The 18,976-nt window shown below is 46.9% G+C and carries 16 protein-coding genes and 1 other annotated feature; of the genes, 3 read left to right on the plus strand and 13 right to left on the minus strand.

Translation table 11 applies throughout. From position 1 onward, the window contains the following. From NYE42_RS17000 to NYE42_RS17040, 9 genes are all read right to left on the minus strand, one after another. Entirely contained in the window at positions 1–1,335 is a 1,335-nt protein-coding gene (locus NYE42_RS17000; RefSeq protein ID WP_064116018.1) for a nucleotide sugar dehydrogenase, read from the minus strand. Between the two features lie 266 nt (positions 1,336–1,601). Then, on the minus strand, positions 1,602–2,882 hold the full coding sequence (locus NYE42_RS17005) for a M20/M25/M40 family metallo-hydrolase (RefSeq protein WP_031378317.1): 1,281 nt from the start codon (positions 2,880–2,882) through the stop codon (positions 1,602–1,604). 168 nt (positions 2,883–3,050) lie between these two features. Further along, a complete protein-coding gene (eno, locus tag NYE42_RS17010) occupies positions 3,051–4,343 on the minus strand; it encodes a phosphopyruvate hydratase (protein WP_007409956.1) in 1,293 nt (430 codons plus the stop codon). Between the two features lie 27 nt (positions 4,344–4,370). Next, positions 4,371–5,906, minus strand: coding sequence for a 2,3-bisphosphoglycerate-independent phosphoglycerate mutase (gene gpmI, locus NYE42_RS17015; protein ID WP_003151620.1), 1,536 nt, complete (start codon positions 5,904–5,906; stop codon positions 4,371–4,373). Further along, positions 5,899–6,660, minus strand: coding sequence for a triose-phosphate isomerase (tpiA, locus tag NYE42_RS17020; RefSeq protein ID WP_064116019.1), 762 nt, complete (start codon positions 6,658–6,660; stop codon positions 5,899–5,901). The genes gpmI and tpiA overlap by 8 nt, the downstream gene beginning before the upstream one ends. A gap of 25 nt (positions 6,661–6,685) precedes the next feature. Continuing rightward, positions 6,686–7,870 (minus strand): phosphoglycerate kinase, encoded by a 1,185-nt coding sequence (locus tag NYE42_RS17025; protein ID WP_003151616.1) that lies wholly within the window; start codon positions 7,868–7,870, stop codon positions 6,686–6,688. A gap of 321 nt (positions 7,871–8,191) precedes the next feature. Beyond that, positions 8,192–9,199: a type I glyceraldehyde-3-phosphate dehydrogenase gene (gene gap, locus NYE42_RS17030; RefSeq protein WP_007409954.1), complete on the minus strand. Its 1,008-nt coding sequence runs from the start codon at positions 9,197–9,199 to the stop codon at positions 8,192–8,194. A gap of 33 nt (positions 9,200–9,232) precedes the next feature. Further along, the gene (gene cggR / locus NYE42_RS17035; protein ID WP_003151607.1) at positions 9,233–10,267 is read right to left on the minus strand and encodes a gapA transcriptional regulator CggR; all 1,035 of its coding nucleotides are present in this window, start codon (positions 10,265–10,267) and stop codon (positions 9,233–9,235) included. A gap of 264 nt (positions 10,268–10,531) precedes the next feature. Then, positions 10,532–11,926: a sugar porter family MFS transporter gene (locus tag NYE42_RS17040; protein ID WP_003151605.1), complete on the minus strand. Its 1,395-nt coding sequence runs from the start codon at positions 11,924–11,926 to the stop codon at positions 10,532–10,534. Positions 11,927–12,182: 256 nt separating this feature from the next. Here NYE42_RS17040 and NYE42_RS17045 point away from each other — a divergent pair, with 256 nt between their 5' ends. Beyond that, positions 12,183–13,271 carry a GntR family transcriptional regulator gene (locus NYE42_RS17045; RefSeq protein ID WP_141137941.1) on the plus strand — a complete coding sequence of 363 codons (1,089 nt, stop codon included), beginning with the start codon at positions 12,183–12,185 and terminating at the stop codon, positions 13,269–13,271. A 35-nt stretch (positions 13,272–13,306) separates the two neighbouring features. On the opposite strand, the gene NYE42_RS17050 is transcribed toward NYE42_RS17045, so the two are convergent. Beyond that, complete coding sequence (locus NYE42_RS17050; protein WP_094032506.1) at positions 13,307–14,314, minus strand: LLM class flavin-dependent oxidoreductase; 1,008 nt, start codon at positions 14,312–14,314, stop codon at positions 13,307–13,309. A gap of 275 nt (positions 14,315–14,589) precedes the next feature. Between NYE42_RS17050 and NYE42_RS17055 the strand changes: the two genes are divergently transcribed. After that, the gene (locus tag NYE42_RS17055) at positions 14,590–14,997 is read left to right on the plus strand and encodes a hypothetical protein (RefSeq protein ID WP_003151600.1); all 408 of its coding nucleotides are present in this window, start codon (positions 14,590–14,592) and stop codon (positions 14,995–14,997) included. Between the two features lie 33 nt (positions 14,998–15,030). On the opposite strand, the gene NYE42_RS17060 is transcribed toward NYE42_RS17055, so the two are convergent. Beyond that, the gene (locus NYE42_RS17060) at positions 15,031–15,909 is read right to left on the minus strand and encodes a LysR family transcriptional regulator (RefSeq protein WP_040238863.1); all 879 of its coding nucleotides are present in this window, start codon (positions 15,907–15,909) and stop codon (positions 15,031–15,033) included. A gap of 97 nt (positions 15,910–16,006) precedes the next feature. On the opposite strand from NYE42_RS17060, the gene NYE42_RS17065 reads away from it, so the two are divergent. Continuing rightward, a complete protein-coding gene (locus NYE42_RS17065; protein WP_003151595.1) occupies positions 16,007–16,924 on the plus strand; it encodes a DMT family transporter in 918 nt (305 codons plus the stop codon). 34 nt (positions 16,925–16,958) lie between these two features. Here the strand turns inward: NYE42_RS17065 and NYE42_RS17070 are convergent, their stop codons facing one another. Both NYE42_RS17070 and NYE42_RS17075 read right to left on the minus strand, forming a co-directional pair. Further along, positions 16,959–18,299: an amino acid permease gene (locus tag NYE42_RS17070; RefSeq protein ID WP_007407366.1), complete on the minus strand. Its 1,341-nt coding sequence runs from the start codon at positions 18,297–18,299 to the stop codon at positions 16,959–16,961. 62 nt (positions 18,300–18,361) lie between these two features. Beyond that, positions 18,362–18,601, minus strand: a binding site (T-box leader). A gap of 91 nt (positions 18,602–18,692) precedes the next feature. Continuing rightward, positions 18,693–18,851, minus strand: coding sequence for a hypothetical protein (locus tag NYE42_RS17075; protein WP_186314438.1), 159 nt, complete (start codon positions 18,849–18,851; stop codon positions 18,693–18,695). Between the last annotated feature and the right edge of the window lie 125 nt (positions 18,852–18,976).

Genomic DNA, 18,976 nt, shown 5'->3' on the forward strand with positions numbered 1-18,976 from the left:
CTATAAAGTGACAACTCTGCAATTGTCGGCTGATTTTTCCTTGCATACATTTCTTGTGTCAAAGATAATCGGTGAGGCATCCTTCAAAATACTGTAGTCGATGACATCGTGATCTGTATGAATGATGATGACGTTGTACTGATTGATTTGTTCTTTTGTGAAAGGGACAGATTGTTTGCAGCTTCCGTCATTCAAGCGGATCTCGCTGATAAACGGATCATGATAATCAATCGCGCATCCCTTGTCCATCAATTCTTCCATTATCGTAAACACTGAGGATTCACGCGGGTCATTTGTATTTTTTTTATAAGCGGCCCCTATTATTAAGATGCTGCATTTGTCTTTGCCCGCCAGTTTCAAAGCATAGTCAGAGACAGAAATCGGCATGTTGGAATTGATTTCGTCCGCGAGATCAATTAATTTTGTCTGCAGCCCTTTTTCATTCGCGATCCATTTGAAGTAAAAAGGATCAATCGGGATACAATGGCCTCCGACTCCGGGGCCCGGGATAAATTTTTGAAAGCCGAACGGCTTCGTGTCCGCCGCGCAGATGACTTCCCATATATCAATATCAAGTTCACGGCAATTAAGCGCCATTTCATTGATAAGAGCTATATTGACATAACGATAAGTATTCTCTAGGAGTTTAGCTGTTTCAGCTACTTCGGGTGAGGTGACCGGGTGAATGCTTGTAACAATGGTGCTGTAAAACGCTGAGGCAAGTTCTGTGCAAGTCTGTGTGGTTCCGCCGACTACTTTAGGAATATCTGAAACTTCATATTGCCTGTTGCCCGGATCGATTCTTTCCGGAGAATAAGCCGTAAAAAAGTCTGTTCCTATTTTCATGCCGCGGCTTGCTGCCATTCTGTCGGCAATCTTTTTTTTCGTTGTTCCGGGATAGGTGGTGCTTTCTAAAATTAAAAGCTGATGCTGCCTTCCATAAGCGATCATGCTGTCAACTGCACTGTCGATGTAGGTTAAATCGGGGATCTTGTCTTTTTTGTTCAGGGGTGTCGGCACACATATCACAATGATGTCGCATTTTTGGATGAGCGACATGTCGGCGCTGATTTGAAAGCGTTTTGTTTGTAAAGCCGAGTTCAGTCTGTCGTCCTCTATATCTTGAATATGGCTGCTTCCGGCGGCTAACAAGGAAACCTTTTCACTGTTTTTGTCGAATCCGATAACATTGTATCCTTTATCGACACATTCCAGCGCAAGAGGGAATCCCACATATCCCATGCCTAACACGCCTACAATCGCCTGCTTCGTTTCAATCAGATGTAACAGCCGTTTTTGACCAAGGTTGCTGGCTTCTTTTGTGACAGTATTCATTTTTCGCCCCCTAATAGATAGAAAAGAGTATTGTTTTTTACAATTTAAAACAAATATCGATCGATATCGCAATTATAACAAAAGTTAAAATTTGATAAATGAGTTTTACATCCTTTTATAAATTAGGTATTATCTATTTATTTTTCTTTTATTTGTAAAATAAAATCCTGTCAAATGGTATATATCTGGTAACGAGTGAGAAAATCTCCCTCAATTGAGAGAATATACAGAAAACAATATAAAAAAACAGGCCGAAGCCTGTTTTTTTATTCTTTCACTGCCTCAGTTACAGCCGCAGAAACGAGTGATCCCGCTTTCTCTAATCGTTCTTTGCTGATGTGTTTCATATTATCATTCTCGGTGTGATACCAAGGCCCCGGCTCCTGTGTATCGGGGCTGAGCCAAATCCAGTTAGCCGACGGAATCCCTGCTTCATAAAAAGAGACATGGTCTGAGTAACCGAGCTGAATCAGGTTTGGCTTGACCAAGCGGGATTTTTCAGCGGCTTTTTCAGCATACCGGACGCTCGGGTTTTCCTTGCCGTCAGGAGTCGTGACACACATTTGACTCGCTTCTTCCCAGTCAGTCGCAATCATATCGGCATTAAAATTGGCCTGGCTGTGCTTTCTTTCATTGTTCGTGAGTGTACTGACGTAATAAGATGAACCCGCAGACCATAATTCTTCTGCACCGAACAGGATAAAGCGGATCTCTTTGTCTTTCGGTATGTGTTTGAGTTGCTTGCTGATTTCCAGAACGGCAGATGTGCCTGAGGCGTTGTCATCCGCTCCGGGTGCGCCTTTTACGCTGTCATAATGCGCTGTGACATAAATAATATCAGCATCAGAAGAGTTGGCCTGTGCTGCTTTGCGCGTTCCTATAATATTTTGTGAGGTGCGGTTTTTATAGTTTTTAAATTGAATGACTGCCTGCTTTTCCTTCAGCAATGCTTCACCGTCTTCTTTTTTCATACCCGCCGCCGGTATTGTGATTCCTTTATCGGTATGCGGACGGACGGCGAGCGGTTTTGTTGTCTGATTATAAATAATGACTGCTTTGGCTCCCGCTTGTTCGGCATGTTTGATCTTTTGAGAAACGGGGATCTTTCCTTCGCGTATCACTGCAATCTTTCCTTTGGCTCCTGTTACGTCATCGCGTGATCCGCAGCCGCCGTCAAAAATCCCTCCCTCAATTCTCAGCTCTTTTTCAACAGCGGATTGATCAGCGGAGCGGAGCGGAAATTCATGATCTCCCGCTGTGACTGAACCTGAAAAGTACTTTTTCAATGGAAATGACTGTACTTTGACACTGGCGCCCTGAGCCCGCAGGCGATTCGATATGTATTCAGCCGCTTCCTTTTCTTTCGCAGTTCCGGTTTCCCGCGGTCCGATGGTTTCACTCAGATCATGCATCGTGTCCAATGCCTCATCAGCATCAAAAACCGGCGCGGTCACGGCTGAATAAGCATGAGTTTCGGACAGCGGCCCGGCAGACGCGCCCCATATGACGCTTGCTGCCACCGCGGCTGACATAAATGAAAATTTCATCATAATCCCTCCTCTTATTAACACCTCTTCCCTTTCGATTGAAGAACACTGATTCCTTTAAAAAGGGGAAAAATGAATATTATTGACCAAATGAAGATGATGAAAAAGGAGGGAAAAGCCCGGGAGCATAAAAAAACGCCGGGAGAATATCTCCCGGCGTCCATTCCATTACTTATTCAAGTTATAGAAAGAGTTGATACCGTGGTATTGAGCAGTTTCAGCCAACTGATCTTCGATGCGAAGAAGCTGGTTGTATTTCGCAACACGGTCCGTACGGGACGGAGCACCTGTTTTGATTTGTCCTGCGTTTGTTGCCACAGCGATGTCAGCGATTGTGCTGTCTTCAGTTTCACCTGAACGGTGAGAGATAACGGCAGTGTAGCCCGCGCGTTTCGCCATTTCGATCGCATCGAATGTTTCAGTCAATGTACCGATTTGGTTTACTTTGATCAGGATAGAGTTGCCTACGCCGTTTTTGATACCTTCAGCAAGCTTTTTCGTGTTTGTAACGAAAAGGTCGTCACCGACAAGCTGAACTTTTTTGCCAAGACGCTCTGTAAGAAGTTTGTGGCCTTCCCAGTCGTTCTCGTCAAGTCCGTCTTCGATAGAGATGATTGGGTATTTAGAAACCATTTCTTCGTACCAGTCAACCATTTCAGCAGATGTTTTCACAACGCCTTCGCCAGACAGATGGTATTTGCCGTCTTCTTTGTTGTAGAACTCAGAAGATGCAGCATCCATCGCAAGTTTCACTTCTTCGCCAGGTTTGAAGCCGGCTTTTTCGATCGCTTCAACGATTGTTTGAAGCGCTTCTTCGTTAGAACCAAGGTTCGGAGCGAATCCGCCTTCGTCACCTACAGCTGTGTTCATTCCTTTAGCAGAAAGAACTGATTTCAGGCTGTGGAAGATTTGAGCGCCCATGCGAAGCGCTTCACGGAAGTTAGGCGCGCCTACAGGCATGATCATGAATTCTTGAATGTCTACGTTGTTGTCAGCATGCTCTCCGCCGTTTACGATGTTCATCATCGGTACAGGAAGCGTTTTTGAGTTGAATCCTCCAAGGTATTGGTAAAGAGGAATCTGTAAGAAATCAGCAGCTGCGCGCGCACAAGCCATAGATACGCCAAGGATTGCGTTCGCACCGAGTTTGCCTTTGTTTTCAGTTCCGTCAAGCTCGATTAAAAGCTGATCGATTGCGTTTTGTTCAGTTACGTCAAAGCCGAGAAGCTCTGGAGAAATGATTTCGTTTACGTTGTTAACAGCAGTTAACACGCCTTTTCCAAGGTAACGGTCTTTGTCGCCGTCACGAAGCTCAACCGCTTCGTATTCACCTGTAGAAGCTCCGCTTGGCACTAATGCGCGGCCGAAAGCTCCTGTTTCTGTATATACTTCAACTTCAACTGTTGGGTTGCCGCGGGAGTCAAGGACTTCGCGTGCATAAACATCAACAATGTATGGCATGAGTTTGTCTCTCCTTTTGATTTACGCTTATTTTTGAATTAAAGATGTTCCGGTCATTTCTTTCGGTTTTTCAACACCGAGAAGGTCTAATAACGTTGGTGCGAGGTCGCCTAGGATTCCGCCTTCGCGCAGCGTCACGCCTTCTTTCGTCACAATGACAGGGACTGGGTTTGTCGTATGGGCAGTGTGCGGTTCGCCTGTTTCTGTAATCAGAATGTCCGCATTACCGTGATCAGCGGTAATGATGGCATGTCCGCCTTTAGCGATGATGGCGTCAACCACTTCGCCTAAGCATTCGTCGACTGCTTCAATTGCTTTAATCGTCGGTTCGACCATTCCGGAGTGGCCGACCATGTCAGGGTTTGCAAAGTTCAGGATGATCGCGTCGTGCTTGTCAGCCGCGATTTCTTTTACAAGAGCATCCTTCACTTCATACGCGCTCATTTCAGGCTTCAGGTCATATGTCGCGACCTTCGGCGAGTTAATGAGGATGCGCTCTTCGCCCGGGAATTCTTCTTCGCGGCCGCCGCTCATAAAGAACGTAACGTGCGGATACTTTTCAGTTTCTGCAATGCGAAGCTGTTTTAACCCGTGCTGTGCTAATACTTCACCGACTGTATTGTCAAGGTTTACCGGTTTAAAAGCCACATATCCGTCAACAGATTCACTGAAGTGAGTCAGGCAGACGAAATACAGGTTTTTCGGATGATTTTCACCGCGGTCGAAATCGCGGAAATCTTTGTTGGTAAACGTGTTTGAAATCTGGATGGCGCGGTCTGGTCTGAAATTATAGAAAATCACAGAATCGCCGTCATGAATTTTCGCAACGGGTTCACCGTTTTCTTTTGTGATGACGGACGGAATGACGAATTCATCATGAATGCCGTTCGCATAAGAATCGTCGACTACATCCATCGCGCTGCGGTAAGACGGGCCTTCGCCGTAAGCCATTGCGCGGTACGCTTTTTCCACACGGTCCCAGCGTTTGTCGCGGTCCATGGAGTAGTAGCGTCCGGAAATGCTGGCGATTTCGCCGACACCGATTTCTTCGATCTGCTCATTCAGCTGCTGAATGTAAGTTTTCGCTGTTTGCGGACCTACATCGCGGCCGTCGAGGAAACCGTGAATATACACCTTCGTCAGTCCTTCACTTTTCGCAAGCTTCAGCAGCGCGAATAAATGATTGATATGACTGTGTACGCCTCCGTCAGAAAGAAGGCCGAACAGGTGAAGCGCTTTGTCGTTGTCTTTCGCGTTTTTGATAGCGTCAAGGAACGTTTGATTGCGTTCGAATTCGCCTTCGCGGATGGCAACGTTCACGCGTGTTAAGCTTTGGTACACAATACGTCCTGCGCCGATATTCAAATGACCGACTTCAGAGTTCCCCATCTGTCCTTCAGGCAGTCCGACTGCTTCGCCTGATGCCGTCAGCGTCTGATGAGGGTATTGGTTCCAATAACGGTCGAAATTCGGTTTTTTCGCTTGTGCGACTGCGTTTCCGACTGTTTCATTGCGTAATCCGAACCCATCAAGAATGATGAGTGCAGCTGGTTTTTTACTCATATTGACCTTCCTCCAATAATTGAACGAATGACTGCGGTTCAAGGCTTGCGCCGCCGACCAAAGCACCGTCAATATCGGACTCTGCCATATATTCTTTAATATTTGCAGGTTTTACGCTGCCGCCGTATTGAATGCGGAGCTTGTCAGCAGTTTCCTGGCTGAAGCTTTCAGCAACGACTTTACGGATATGCGCGCAGACGTCGTTAGCATCTTTCGCTGTAGAAGATTTGCCTGTTCCGATTGCCCAGATTGGCTCGTACGCAATAACGGAAGCGGCAACTTGCTCTTCAGAAAGACCCGCAAGACCTTTTTTCACTTGATCGGCAACAAGATCATTTGTTTTTCCGGCTTCGCGCTCTTCAAGCGTTTCACCTACGCAAATGATCGGCACAATGCCGTGTTTGAAAGCGGCATGCGCTTTTTTGTTAACTGTTTCATCAATTTCAGCGAACATTTCACGGCGCTCAGAGTGGCCGATGACGCAGTAATCCACGCCAAGGTCTTTCAGAGCGACCGGGCTGATTTCACCTGTGAACGCACCGTTTTCTTCAAAATGCATGTTTTGGGCGCCGACTTTCAGGTCAGTTCCTTTAACAGCAGAAGTCAGCTTTTCTAAGAAAAGAGCTGGTGCGCAAACAACGGCTTCCGCTTTGTCTGCTGCTGGAATGGAAGATTTCACTTCTTCAACGAAGCTGACAGCTTCGCCGAGTGTTTTGTTCATTTTCCAGTTACCGGCTATAATTGGTTTTCTCATCTGTTCCACTTCCTTATAGCAGTTTTTATTTATCGTTCAGCGCAGCTACACCTGGAAGCTCTTTGCCTTCCATGAATTCAAGGGATGCGCCGCCGCCTGTTGAGATATGGCTCATTTTGTCAGCAAGGCCGAATTTTTCAACGGCTGCCGCAGAGTCTCCTCCGCCGATGACAGAGTATGTATCGTTTGCCTCTGCCAATGCTTCAGCCACTGCTTTTGTGCCTTGAGCGAACAAGTCGATTTCGAATACGCCCATCGGTCCGTTCCATACGACAAGTTTGCTGTTTTTGATAACTTCAGCGTACGTTTCGCGGGTTTTCGTTCCGATGTCGATCGCTTCTAAATCACTTGGGATCTCAGAGATCGGCACGATTTGGACGTTTGCATCGTTAGAGAAATCATCAGCAACGAGAACGTCTTCCGGCATATAGAATTTAACGCCTTTTTCTTTCGCGCGGTCCATGAATGATTTTGCAAGTTCGATTTTATCTTCTTCAAGAAGAGATTTACCGACTTCATAACCAAGCGCTTTTACGAATGTGTAAGCAAGACCTCCGCCGATGATCAAGTTGTCCACTTTATCAAGCAGACTTTCGATTACGCCGATTTTGTCTTTTACTTTCGCGCCGCCGATGATTGCCGTAAACGGGCGCTCAGGATTTGTCACGGCTTTGCCGAGAACGTCAAGCTCTTTTTCCATCAGGAATCCTGCAACCGCCGGCAGATGCTCGGCAATTCCGGCTGTAGATGCGTGAGCACGGTGGGCAGCACCGAATGCGTCATTGACATATACATCCGCAAGCTCAGCAAATGCTTTAGCAAGCTCAGGATCGTTTTTCTCTTCACCAGGGTAGAAACGTACGTTTTCCAATACAAGAACGTCTCCGTCCTTCATATCAGAAATTTGTGCTTTTACAGCATCGCCGTAAGCTTCATCCGCTTTTTTCACTTCTTTGCCGAGCAGTTCGCCTAAGCGTGCAGCGACAGGAGTTAAACGAAGCTCCTCAACCACTTCGCCTTTCGGGCGGCCTAAGTGGCTCGCAAGAAGGACTTTCGCGCCTTGGTCTGCAAGGTGTTTGATTGTTGGAAGCGCAGCGCGGATACGAGTATCGTCTGTTACTTCCCCGTCTTTCATTGGAACGTTAAAGTCAACGCGGCAGAATACGACTTTGCCTTTTACGTCGATGTCTTTTACTGTTTTTTTATTCATGCCTTAGGAGATCCTCCTTCAAAATGGTTTGCATAGCACGAAAAACGTGAAACGTGAAACCGCCTCATGATGCTTCCGCCGCGGGGCAGATTGCAGCTTCCGGGCACGGGGCAGATCGTCTTCTGAGCCAGGGCAGGCGGCTCAGAAAACGAAAGTGCCGCAGAAACTTCAAAACGCGGACGTTCTGCAGCAATCCGGCGCTTTCTGAAAGCCGGTTCTCATGGAAAAAGGGAAAGGGAGTCCGTCCCCTTCCCTTGTCCGCTTTCATTATAGCGTTTCTGTCCGAAAGAACCAAGTCCGGCCCTTTCCGGGAGCTATGAATTAAAGACCTTGTTTTGCGATGTAAGCTGCAAGGTCAACAACGCGGTTAGAGTAGCCGCTTTCGTTATCGTACCAAGAGATTACTTTTACCATGCTGCCTTCCATAACCATTGTAGAAAGAGCATCGATTGTAGAAGAGTTAGCATTGCCGTTGTAGTCTCCGGATACTAATGGCTCTTCGCTGTAGCCAAGGATTCCTTTAAGATCGCCTTCAGCCGCTTCTTTAAGAGCTGCGTTTACGTCTTCAGCCGTTACGTCTTTGTTAAGTTCAGCAACTAGGTCAACAAGAGAAACGTTTGGAGTCGGCACACGCATAGCTCCGCCGTTCAGTTTGCCTTTCAGTTCAGGAAGAACAAGGGAAACTGCTTTAGCAGCACCAGTTGATGTAGGAATGATGTTTTCAGCTGCTGCACGCGCACGACGGTAGTCTTTGTGCGGAAGATCAAGAATTTGCTGATCATTTGTGTAAGAGTGAACAGTTGTCATCATACCGCGTTTGATGCCGAATTTGTCGTTAAGTACTTTTGCAAACGGCGCAAGGCAGTTTGTTGTGCAAGATGCGTTAGAGATAACATCGTGGTTAGCTGCATCGTATTTATCTTCGTTAACACCCATAACGATTGTGATATCTTCTTCGTTAGCAGGAGCAGAGATGATAACTTTTTTCGCGCCTGCTTCTAAGTGTTTCGCAGCGTCTGCGCGTTTTGTGAAGAAACCAGTAGATTCAACTACGATTTCAACGCCTTGTTTGCCCCAGCTGAGTTTCGCAGGATCGCGCTCAGCAGAAACTTCGATTGTTTTGCCGTTAACAACAAGGTTGCTGCCGTCAACTTTAACTTCTGCATCTAATTTTCCGTGTACGGAATCATATTGTAAAAGATGAGCAAGCATGTTAGCGTCTGTTAAATCGTTAACCGCTACTACCTCAACTTCAGGATTGTTTAATGCTGCGCGGAATACGTTACGTCCAATACGACCAAAACCGTTAATACCGACTTTTACTGCCATGATTATTTCCTCCTTTAAATAAGTGAGAGATATTTATATTGAGGGACTGTTATCCCTTAATAACTTCTTTGCGGCTCCTTCGTCCGTGACGAGAACCGTGTTTCGCTGCTTTTTAAAATAAGCTTCGATTGCTTCTGCTTTTGATGATCCGCCCGCTACCGCGATAATGTCGGGAATGGCATCGAGGTCATCAAGCTGCATTCCGACTGAATGCACCTTGTGAACGACTTCTCCGTCCGCATTAAAGTAGTAGCCGAATGCCTCTGTCACCGCATGATTGTCATCTATTTTCTTCAAATCTTCCAAAGGCGTGTTTCTTCGCTCCGCCATTGTTCTAGCTTCGCCGATTCCGTGAACGAGCATACTCGCTGATTTAATCGTGTGAAGCACCTCTTTTACGGAAGGTTCTTCAATAATAGATGAGTAGGCGCCTTGTGACAGCTGTCCGGGAACGAACAAAAGCCGATAAGTGCCTGAAGCCTTTTCCGCCATATGCGCGCATATGGTGTTCGCCTGGTTTTTCACATCTTCGCCTAAACCGCCTCTTGCGGGCACAAACAGGAGCTCGCGGTTTTTTGAATCCGGCGTCATCATATCGGCGACGGCTTCAATTGTCGTACCGCCGGTTACAGCGACGATATTTTTGCCTGAAAATCTCTTTTTCATACATGCAACGGCCGCTCTCCCTAATTCTTTTTTGACCCAAGGAGATTGGTCGCTGTCTCCGGAAACGATAATGGCGTCTTTCAGATTAAGCCGCTCTTTTAATGTCTTTTCCAGAAGCGTCAATCCTAAAACATCCTTCATCGTATCTTCCAGAATCGAAAGCAGTGAATAGCCCTCTTCCGTCATTGTCATGCCGTTTGTTTTAATATCGATGAGATTCTGTTCTTTCAAAAACTGAACCTCGCTTCTGAGAACGCGCTCGGTCAATCCGAGACTGGCAGCAAGACTTCTGCGGCCGATCGGTTCGGTAAGCCTGATATACTGCAAGATTTCAAATCTTTTCTGCATCACAAGCAAAAGATCAGGCAATAATTTTTTTTGAGCTTGTATTAACTGGTTCATGACTCAAACGTTCCTTCCTATTCATACTGGACAAAAAATGTCCCGCTATGACAAAAAACGTCCCATCATAGCCAAAAAAAATTATGTCTGCTTTCTTTAATTATTTTAACAGGATGACATTGTTAATTCAACTGTTAAAGGTCAATTCCTCGACATTCTTCGCAGGATTTTCCAGTATCTCCTTGATACAGTCATTATATACAGAAACGGAATGAAGGTGACAGACAAAAGCCCGCCGGAGCGGACTTTTGTCGTAAAACGCTTTCATTTTATCCAGAGTTTTTCTATTTCTTCTAATGATTTATTTTTCGTCTCAGGGCAGATCGTCACGACAAACAAGAAACAGAGAATATTAATGACGGCGAATATCCAGAAGGTGTACGCGAGCCCTAACCCGCTGATCATCATCGGCACGAACTGGCCGATCGCCCAGTTGGCCCCCCATAAGAATATCGTCGCAATACCGGCGGCGCGTGCGCGGAGGTGATTCGGAAAGATCTCCGAAATCATGATCCACGTAATCGGCCCGACTGATACGCAGAAAGCGGCGACGAATCCCAATATGATGACGACTAAAGCCGGACCGCTCGCCAGCTGAAAATAAAAGGATGCCCCGATTAAGATCATGAACAGCGCCATAAAGGCAGATCCGACCCCCATCAGCTTTTTCCGGCCCACCTTATCGACTAAAAGAACCGCGATAATGGTGAAAATCACTTCGACGACACCGACGATGCATGTCGTGATAAACCCCGCATTCTGTCCGAAGCCCATCATTTTGAAAATTTCCGGCCCGTAATACGTAATTGCGTTCATGCCGATAACCTGATTGAATAAAGCCAGCAGAATCCCGATCACAAGCGCTTTTCTCAGCCCCGGCTTAAACAGCTGAGACAATGAACCCATTTTTTCTAATTGTAAAGACGTTTCGATTTGTTTGATTTCTTCTTTCGCGGTCTGCTCGCCGTTAATGCGCGTCAGCACGGCGAGGGCTTCATTCCGGCGCCCCGCTTTCGCAAGCCAGCGCGGACTTTCCGGCACGATAAGCAGCACGATAAAAAAGATGACGGACGGAATCATGCCGTAAGCGAGCATCCACCGCCAGCCGGTGTGCACTCCCCATTCATACGAGCCGGACTGCTGGACGGCAAGGTTAATAAAATAAGTGCCGGATATCCCTAATATCGTAAACAGCTGATACAGTGAAGACAGACTGCCGCGTATGGCCGGCGGAGCGGCTTCGGTAATATACGTGACAGAAAGCGAGGAGCCCATGCCGATTCCCAGACCGCCGATGACTCTGGCGATCACTAAGGAAGACACACTTTGAGAAAGCGCAGAGACAACCGCTGACACCGCAAACAACAGCGCCGCTGCCATCAAAATCTTTCTCCGTCCGAAACGGTCACTCAAAAATCCGGAAATCCCGACGCCGAAAACACCGCCGATCATAATGCTCGAAATCACGAGCCCTTCCATAAAAGGACTTAAGCGGTACAAATCTTTCAGGAAACCGATGGCGCCGGAAATCACCGCCGTGTCATAACCGTACAAAAGCCCTCCCAGTCCGGCTGCGCATGAGATGAGAATGACAAACCACTTGGAATGCTGCCGAGTGACAGGTACATTTGAGCCAATTGGTGCCGGGTGATTCTTCATGAATTTTACCCTCCCGCGAATAATAGAATAAAAACGCTTACAAATCTGAGTGCGGCGCTTGATGTTGCTTTGTTTTCTTCAGAACCGCCACATTTGTACGTACTTATAAAGAATTTTATCTAAAAATAAGGAAAATTAGTACGTACAAATAAAGAATAAGCAGTTTTTCATAATCTGTCAATTATTTTTACAGCTTGATGAAAGGGCTTACTATGTTATACTGGAATTTGTCCGTATACATTTTGGAGGAATTGATATGCTACCGAAATATGCTCAAGTAAAAGAAGAAATTTGTTCATGGCTGAATCAGGGAAAAATACAGCCGGACGAAAAGCTGCCTACGGAAAATGAGCTGATGCAGCAGTTCGGCGTCAGCCGCCATACCATCAGAAAGGCGATCGGAGATTTGGTCTCGCAGGGGCTGCTGTACAGCGTTCAGGGCGGAGGCACCTTTGTCGCTTCACGCACGGCGAAATCAGCCATGCATTCAAACAAAACGATCGGCGTCATTACAACGTACATATCAGACTATATTTTCCCGAGCATCATCAGGGGAATCGAATCTTATTTAAGCGAACAGGGCTATTCCATGCTGCTGACGAGCACCAACAACAATACAGAAAGTGAACGGCGCGGTCTTGAAAACCTGCTGTCCAAAAATATAGACGGGCTGATTGTCGAGCCTACGAAAAGCGCGTTGCAGACGCCCAACATCGGCTACTATCTCAATCTGGAGAAAAACGGCATTCCGTTTGCCATGATTAACGCCTCTTATTCGGAGCTGGCCGCACCAAGCTTTTCCGTCAATGATGTCAAAGGCGGCATGATGGCTTGCGAATACGTCATGTCCCTCGGCCACACGCACATTATGGGAATCTTTAAAGCGGATGACACGCAGGGCGTCAAACGGATGAACGGCTATCTGCAGGCGCATCGGGAGCGCGGGATTTTCCCGTCTCCGGACATGATCGTCACTTACACGACTGAAGAAAAAGAAACCGTGCTTCTCCAAAAAATTAAGCATACCCTTGAGCAAAACAGCGAATCACACCCGACGGCCATTCTTTGCTACAATGACGAAATTGCGCTGAAGACGATTAATCTTCTCAGGGAATTCGGGTTAAAGGTGCCTGATGACGTATCGGTCATGGGCTATGACGATTCACATTTCGCCCAGATTTCCGAGGTGAAGCTCACCTCTGTCAAGCATCCGAAATCCATTATGGGGAAAGCGGCGGCAAAATACGTCATCGACTGCTTAGAACATAAAAAACCGAAGAAGGACGACGTCGTGTATGAACCGGAACTCGTCATCCGGAATTCAGTCAAGCGGATCGGCGAATAAAAAAAGCAATGTGCGCGGCACATTGCTTTTTTTGCTCAGCTGTTTTTTAATTCGGCGATGATTTCAAATGATCTCATTCTGTCGGCATGCTCAAAGCTTTCTGAATTCACCATGATTTCATCCGCCTGTGTTGTCCGAATGAAGCTTTCCAGCTTTTCCTTCACACGCTCCGGTCCGCCGACGATCGTTGAACTGAGCTGTTCATTGACCATCGCTTTTTCATACGGCGACCAGATTTGATCCATGTCTTCAACAGGAGGCTTCAGCTGGTTCGGCGTGCCGCGGACGAGGTCTAAAAATCTTTGATAATGCGATGTTGCCAGATGCTCCGCCTTTTCATCCGTATCGGCGGCAATGACGGTGACGCCGACCATCGCGTACGGGTTATCCAGTACGTCTGACGGACGGAAGGAGCTGCGGTACAGCTCAAGGGCGGGCACGGTGTTTTTCGGTGAGAAGTGAGCCGCAAAGGCGAACGGAAGCCCGAGCTCTCCCGCAAGACGCGCGCTGAAGCCGCTTGAGCCCAGAAGCCAGATCGGCACGTCCAGCCCTTCGCCCGGAATGGCGCGGACTTGATTGCGCACATTGCCTGTCGGTTTGAAGTAATTTCTCAATTCTTCAAGCTGTTCCGGAAAATCTTCCCCGCTGTTTATGTTTCTTCGTAAGGCTCTCGCCGTTAATTGGTCGGTCCCCGGCGCGCGTCCGAGCCCCAGGTCAATCCGCCCCGGATATAACGTTTCAAGGGTTCCGAATTGCTCCGCGATCACAAGTGAAGAATGATTCGGCAGCATAATACCCCCAGAACCGACGCGGATTTTTTTTGTGCCGCCGGCGATGTGGCCGATCAGCACTGACGTTGCCGAGCTGGCAACTCCTTCTATATTATGATGCTCCGCCAGCCAATAGCGGTTATAGCCCCACTCCTCGGCGCGGCGCGCTAAATCCATGCTGTTGCGGAACGATTCAGCAACCGTTCCCCCCTGTACGACCGGCGATAAATTCAATACGGAAAACGCAGTATCTTTCAATGTATGTTCAGCCATCGTTTTCTCCTTTGCGGTTTAGTGTAAGCAGATCTTAAACAAGGTCTCTACCACACACCTTACCACAGCTTTTCCCGTGAGTTAAACAATTTGATTCGATGATCTTCGAACAATCAGTCAGCGGTCGTCACTAGTGAACTCTTTATGAATGAATCTATTACATTCAGATATGATGAGCTTTTCATCCTATAAAAGTGAAAACCTATCGTTGAAAGAACAGACCCAATAATGTTAAGATATGTATGATATTGAATAGGAAGGAAGTCATAGTCTATATGCGTAAAAAAATCTTAATGGCACTCACAACAGCTTTACTGGCAGCAATCTTCTTTACAGGAAACACCGATAAGGCATATGCCGCAGACTTTTACTCCGGCACTCAGCAGCATTTAAATGTAAGCGGATTTACCGATGCCTCCTACTACACGAAAAAAGCGAAAAGTGTCGATTTTACTCTCAGTACAGCGTATCCGTCAGATCGAACTTTTAAAGGAAACCTATACTTACAGCGAAAGTCCGGAAAGAAATGGACGACTTGTAAAAAAACAACCTTTTCTTTCTCAGTAAGGGTGACTAAGTCATTCTCTTTAAAAGGATGCAAGACAGGTTATTATCGTGTCAAAGCCACGTTCAGCGGTTCAAAACTCGTCAATACGACAAACTCTTTTAAAATTAACCGATAAGATTCAGGGCCCTATGATGATTAGGGTCTTTTTTTATTCGTTCTTTGTGAGTTCCTGCGCGATTTGAATAAAAAGTTTTGCGGCCAATGAAGCCTCCTTTATAGAAGGAACGGCAAGCAGAACATCTCGGTACACCGCCTGATTGAGTTCTCTTGTCACGACATTTTCCGGCAGCGATATTCCCGACATAGACATTTGTGATAATATCGCAATTCCCAGCCCCTCTTTGATCATGCTGATGGACGTATTGACGTTGTAAACAGTGAATGCGGCAGTCAGCACAGATCCTGCCTCCTTAAACATATCAATAAACGGTGATTCGTATCCTCCGTCACAGATGATCATCGGCTGGCGGTCAAGATCTTTCAGAGTGATTGACTCACAGCTGCAAAGCGGATGATCATTTCTAAGCACGACGGCCATTTTATCTTTTTTCAGCGGCAGATATTCCATGTCTTCCGTAGGAAAAAGAGTGATACCCACATCTATTACCCGGGAGCGGAGCCATTCCTTTACTTCGTTAACCGTTCCTTCATGAAGCACCAACTCAAGCTTCGGATACCGTTTTTTAAACACGCTGATCAGCTTTGGAATGAAATAAGCGGAAGCGGCCGGAAATGTGCCGATGTGAATCGTTCCCTGTTCAAGCCCTCTTTCCGCGGCCGCCAGCTGCTCGGCTTTTTCTATGCCTTTGAGCACCTCTCTGATATGGACGAGAATTTTTCCGCCCGTGTCCGTGAGCCTTACGCCGTTGCGGCGCTCGCGGATGATCAGCTTGATGCCGAGCTCTGACTCAAGCGCAGAGATGGCATGGCTGACAGCGGGCTGCGTCATATTCAGCGCCTGCCCCGCTTTTGTAAAGCTTCCCGTTTCAGCGATTTGAACAAAAACCCGCAGTTGTGTAATCGTCATAACGTTTTACTTATGCTCCTTATAAAAAAGATTCATTTTATTTATCTTACTGATTACCGTATCATATGATGGAATTGTTCTACAAGGAGTGAACGACGTGAAACAGCTTTCGAAAATACAGACGGCTCTTATGCTGGCGTTTCTAGTCACGGTGTGGGGAATTAACTGGCCGCTGACAAAAGCCGCGCTTGCCTATTCGCCGCCTCTTCTGTTTGCCGGAATCCGCACGCTGATCGGCGGACTTCTATTATTAATGGTGGCGCTGCCCCGTTTTAAAAAGCTGCGTTTTAAAGAAACGTGGCCGATCTATCTTATTTCTGCCATTTTAAATATTACTTTATTTTACGGCCTGCAAACGGTCGGCTTGAATTACCTGCCTGCCGGCTTATTTTCAGCCATCGTGTTTTTCCAGCCGGTGTTAATGGGCGTTTTTTCTTGGCTGTGGCTCGGGGAATCGATGTATCCTTTAAAAATAGCCGGTCTTATTCTGGGCTTTGCCGGTGTCGCCGTCATCAGCGCAGCCGGTTTCGGAGGCCATATTTCCATCGCCGGCATTCTTTTGGCCTTAGGCTCCGCGGTCAGCTGGGCGCTCGGCACGGTATATGTGAAAAGAACGGGCGGACGGGCGGACTCTATCTGGATGGTCGCTCTTCAGCTTCTGATCGGCGGCGTGCTGCTTGTCAGCTCCGGCCATTTTTCAGAAAGCTTTTCAGCGATTCAATGGAAAGCTCCGTTCATTCTCAGCCTTCTGTTCATTTCAGTTTTTGTTATCGCGCTCGGCTGGCTCGCCTTTTTTACGCTTGTCGGTTCAGGGGAAGCAAGCAAGGTTGCCTCTTACACCTTCCTGATCCCGCTCATATCCATTGTCGTCAGCTCGATATTCCTGCATGAGCCGCTGACCGTCAGCCTTTTAGCCGGACTGCTTCTGATCGTCACAAGCATTTGTTTTGTGAATATAACACCGAAAAAACTGAAAACACCTGCTCTGGCCGCAGAAAAAAAGGCCGTTCATTAAAAAAACTCTTGCCGCGGGGCAAGAGTTTTTTTATTTATTGACGTCTCCCTTTCACGAGATACGCAGCCGTAATGAGCAGATAGATAGCCGCGGTGATGCATGTGATGACGATGGATGTCGTGGCAATTACGCCGATCAGGATGGCCAAAAGCGCAAGCACCGCGAACCATGTCGTATACGGGAACCATTTGACGTAATAAGCCGGCTGTTCTGTTGAATGTTTTCTTGATTTCAAATGGGCGAATCCGATAATCAGCCAGATGAACAGCACGGTATAGCCGAGGGAACCCATCAAATAATTAAATGTCTGGCTTCCTGCGAATAAAGAAATCAGGACGCCTACATATAAAAATGACGTACAAGTCAGAATCGCATAAACGGGAACCTTTTTCTTCGATAGTTTTGAAAAGATTTTCGGCAGCCGGCCGTCAGAAGCCTGCGTAAACAAGACGCGGGATGACCCGTACAGTCCCGAGTTCATAGACGAGATAATCGCAAGAAGAATGACGGCATTCATAATATGGTCGGCACCCGGAATTCCGATCATCTTAAATACTATGACAAACGGGCTTTCGGGAACGCTGTTAACTTGATTCCAAGGAATCAGGCTGACGATGATGAAAAACGGCAGCAAGTAAAAAGCGACAATCCGCGTTAACGTGCTTCGGACAGCTTTCGGGATCACCTTTTCGGGGTTTTTTGTCTCCGCCAGCGTGACGCCGATGATTTCCGTTCCGCCGTATGAGTAGATCACGACGAGCATCGCCGTAATGACACCCCCCGCTCCATGCGGGAAAAACCCTCCGTGATCCGTTAAATGAGACAGCCCCGGCGCCGTGTGATTGCCGAATGAGAAAAATAATAGCAGAATCCCGCATAAAATAAAGATGACAATCACTGTAATTTTAATGAGCGCGAGCCAGTACTCCGTCTCGGCAAACAGTTTCACAGAAAGCATGTTTACGACCGTCACCACAATGGAAATGATCAGAGCCAGTATCCATATCGGACATTCCGGCAGCCAATATTGAATGAAAATGGCGGCTACGACCGCCTCCGCGGCAATATTGAGCACCCACATTTTCCAATAGATCCAGTCTAAAAAGTATGCAGCGTACGACCCGAGAGACTGCTGAACCAAATCACGGAACGTCCTTGCATGTTTGTTTCTGACAGCCATTTCGGCCAGCCCCTGCATAATAAACAGCAGAATGATTCCGCCGAGGAGGTAGGCCAGCAGCACGGACGGCCCCGCTTCATCAATCGCCGTGCTGCTGCCTTTAAAGAGCCCGGCCCCGATTGCGCCTCCAAGCGCCATCATCATAATGTGTCTGGACGACATCGTCCGTTTTAACGTTTGCTTGTCCTTTTCCATCTATCACACGCCCTCTCGCAAAAAGTGTTCATCACATAAAAAAGCACGCCGCCTCTTTTTAGAAAAGAGACGGCGTGCCTCAGGCAGCCGCGGTACCACTCTTGTTGATCCCGAATATCCGGAATCCAGCTTAAAAACCTTTTAACGAAGGTCAGCCGTTAGGACATAGGGAATATTCCGATAATTCCGTTCCGCCCTGCCACTTCCGGGCGAGTTCAAAGAACAATCAGTCCGCGTTGCACCAACCCGCGGCTCTCTTTTTCTGATTGGATTCTTTTACTGCTCCCGTTCACAGTGTTTTATGTTAAATGAATCTCTTGAGTTTTTATTTTCTGAATATAGTAACATAATATACAGTCTTCTATTTTCAAAGTCAATACTAATTTTTGCCGTCTATTGTCCTTCCCGGTCATTCGAAAGTCTCAGCTGAAATCCGGACACATGGCTTTGCTTTCCGGGCGCCGCGCTTTCCGCTTTCACCTTTGTGTTTGCGTATAAAAACAGCGCAAGCGCAATGCCGAATGATATGACGAGAATCCATGCTTTTTTCATCCAGATGCCTCCTCACTTTCTATCATCGGCGGCTTTTTCTCTTTTTTTATACGCCAAATTGAAAAAACAATTTTAAAATTCTGTTTTCCTTATATTGAAACTTGCTTTATCATAAAAGTATGCGT

Origin of the sequence: Bacillus sp. FSL K6-2865 (assembly GCF_040311405.1) — a bacterium.
GTDB lineage: Bacteria > Bacillota > Bacilli > Bacillales > Bacillaceae > Bacillus > Bacillus velezensis.

What these genes read in the sequence shown, in the direction of transcription:
- NYE42_RS17000 (WP_064116018.1), bottom strand. Translation starts at nt 1,335, where the DNA reads ATGAATACTGTCACAAAAGAAGCCAGCAACCTTGGTCAAAAACGGCTG.
- NYE42_RS17005 (WP_031378317.1), bottom strand. Translation starts at nt 2,882, where the DNA reads ATGAAATTTTCATTTATGTCAGCCGCGGTGGCAGCAAGCGTCATATGG.
- eno (WP_007409956.1), bottom strand. Translation starts at nt 4,343, where the DNA reads ATGCCATACATTGTTGATGTTTATGCACGCGAAGTCCTTGACTCCCGC.
- gpmI (WP_003151620.1), bottom strand. Translation starts at nt 5,906, where the DNA reads ATGAGTAAAAAACCAGCTGCACTCATCATTCTTGATGGGTTCGGATTA.
- tpiA (WP_064116019.1), bottom strand. Translation starts at nt 6,660, where the DNA reads ATGAGAAAACCAATTATAGCCGGTAACTGGAAAATGAACAAAACACTC.
- NYE42_RS17025 (WP_003151616.1), bottom strand. Translation starts at nt 7,870, where the DNA reads ATGAATAAAAAAACAGTAAAAGACATCGACGTAAAAGGCAAAGTCGTA.
- gap (WP_007409954.1), bottom strand. Translation starts at nt 9,199, where the DNA reads ATGGCAGTAAAAGTCGGTATTAACGGTTTTGGTCGTATTGGACGTAAC.
- cggR (WP_003151607.1), bottom strand. Translation starts at nt 10,267, where the DNA reads ATGAACCAGTTAATACAAGCTCAAAAAAAATTATTGCCTGATCTTTTG.
- NYE42_RS17040 (WP_003151605.1), bottom strand. Translation starts at nt 11,926, where the DNA reads ATGAAGAATCACCCGGCACCAATTGGCTCAAATGTACCTGTCACTCGG.
- NYE42_RS17045 (WP_141137941.1), top strand. Translation starts at nt 12,183, where the DNA reads ATGCTACCGAAATATGCTCAAGTAAAAGAAGAAATTTGTTCATGGCTG.
- NYE42_RS17050 (WP_094032506.1), bottom strand. Translation starts at nt 14,314, where the DNA reads ATGGCTGAACATACATTGAAAGATACTGCGTTTTCCGTATTGAATTTA.
- NYE42_RS17055 (WP_003151600.1), top strand. Translation starts at nt 14,590, where the DNA reads ATGCGTAAAAAAATCTTAATGGCACTCACAACAGCTTTACTGGCAGCA.
- NYE42_RS17060 (WP_040238863.1), bottom strand. Translation starts at nt 15,909, where the DNA reads ATGACGATTACACAACTGCGGGTTTTTGTTCAAATCGCTGAAACGGGA.
- NYE42_RS17070 (WP_007407366.1), bottom strand. Translation starts at nt 18,299, where the DNA reads ATGGAAAAGGACAAGCAAACGTTAAAACGGACGATGTCGTCCAGACAC.
- NYE42_RS17075 (WP_186314438.1), bottom strand. Translation starts at nt 18,851, where the DNA reads ATGAAAAAAGCATGGATTCTCGTCATATCATTCGGCATTGCGCTTGCG.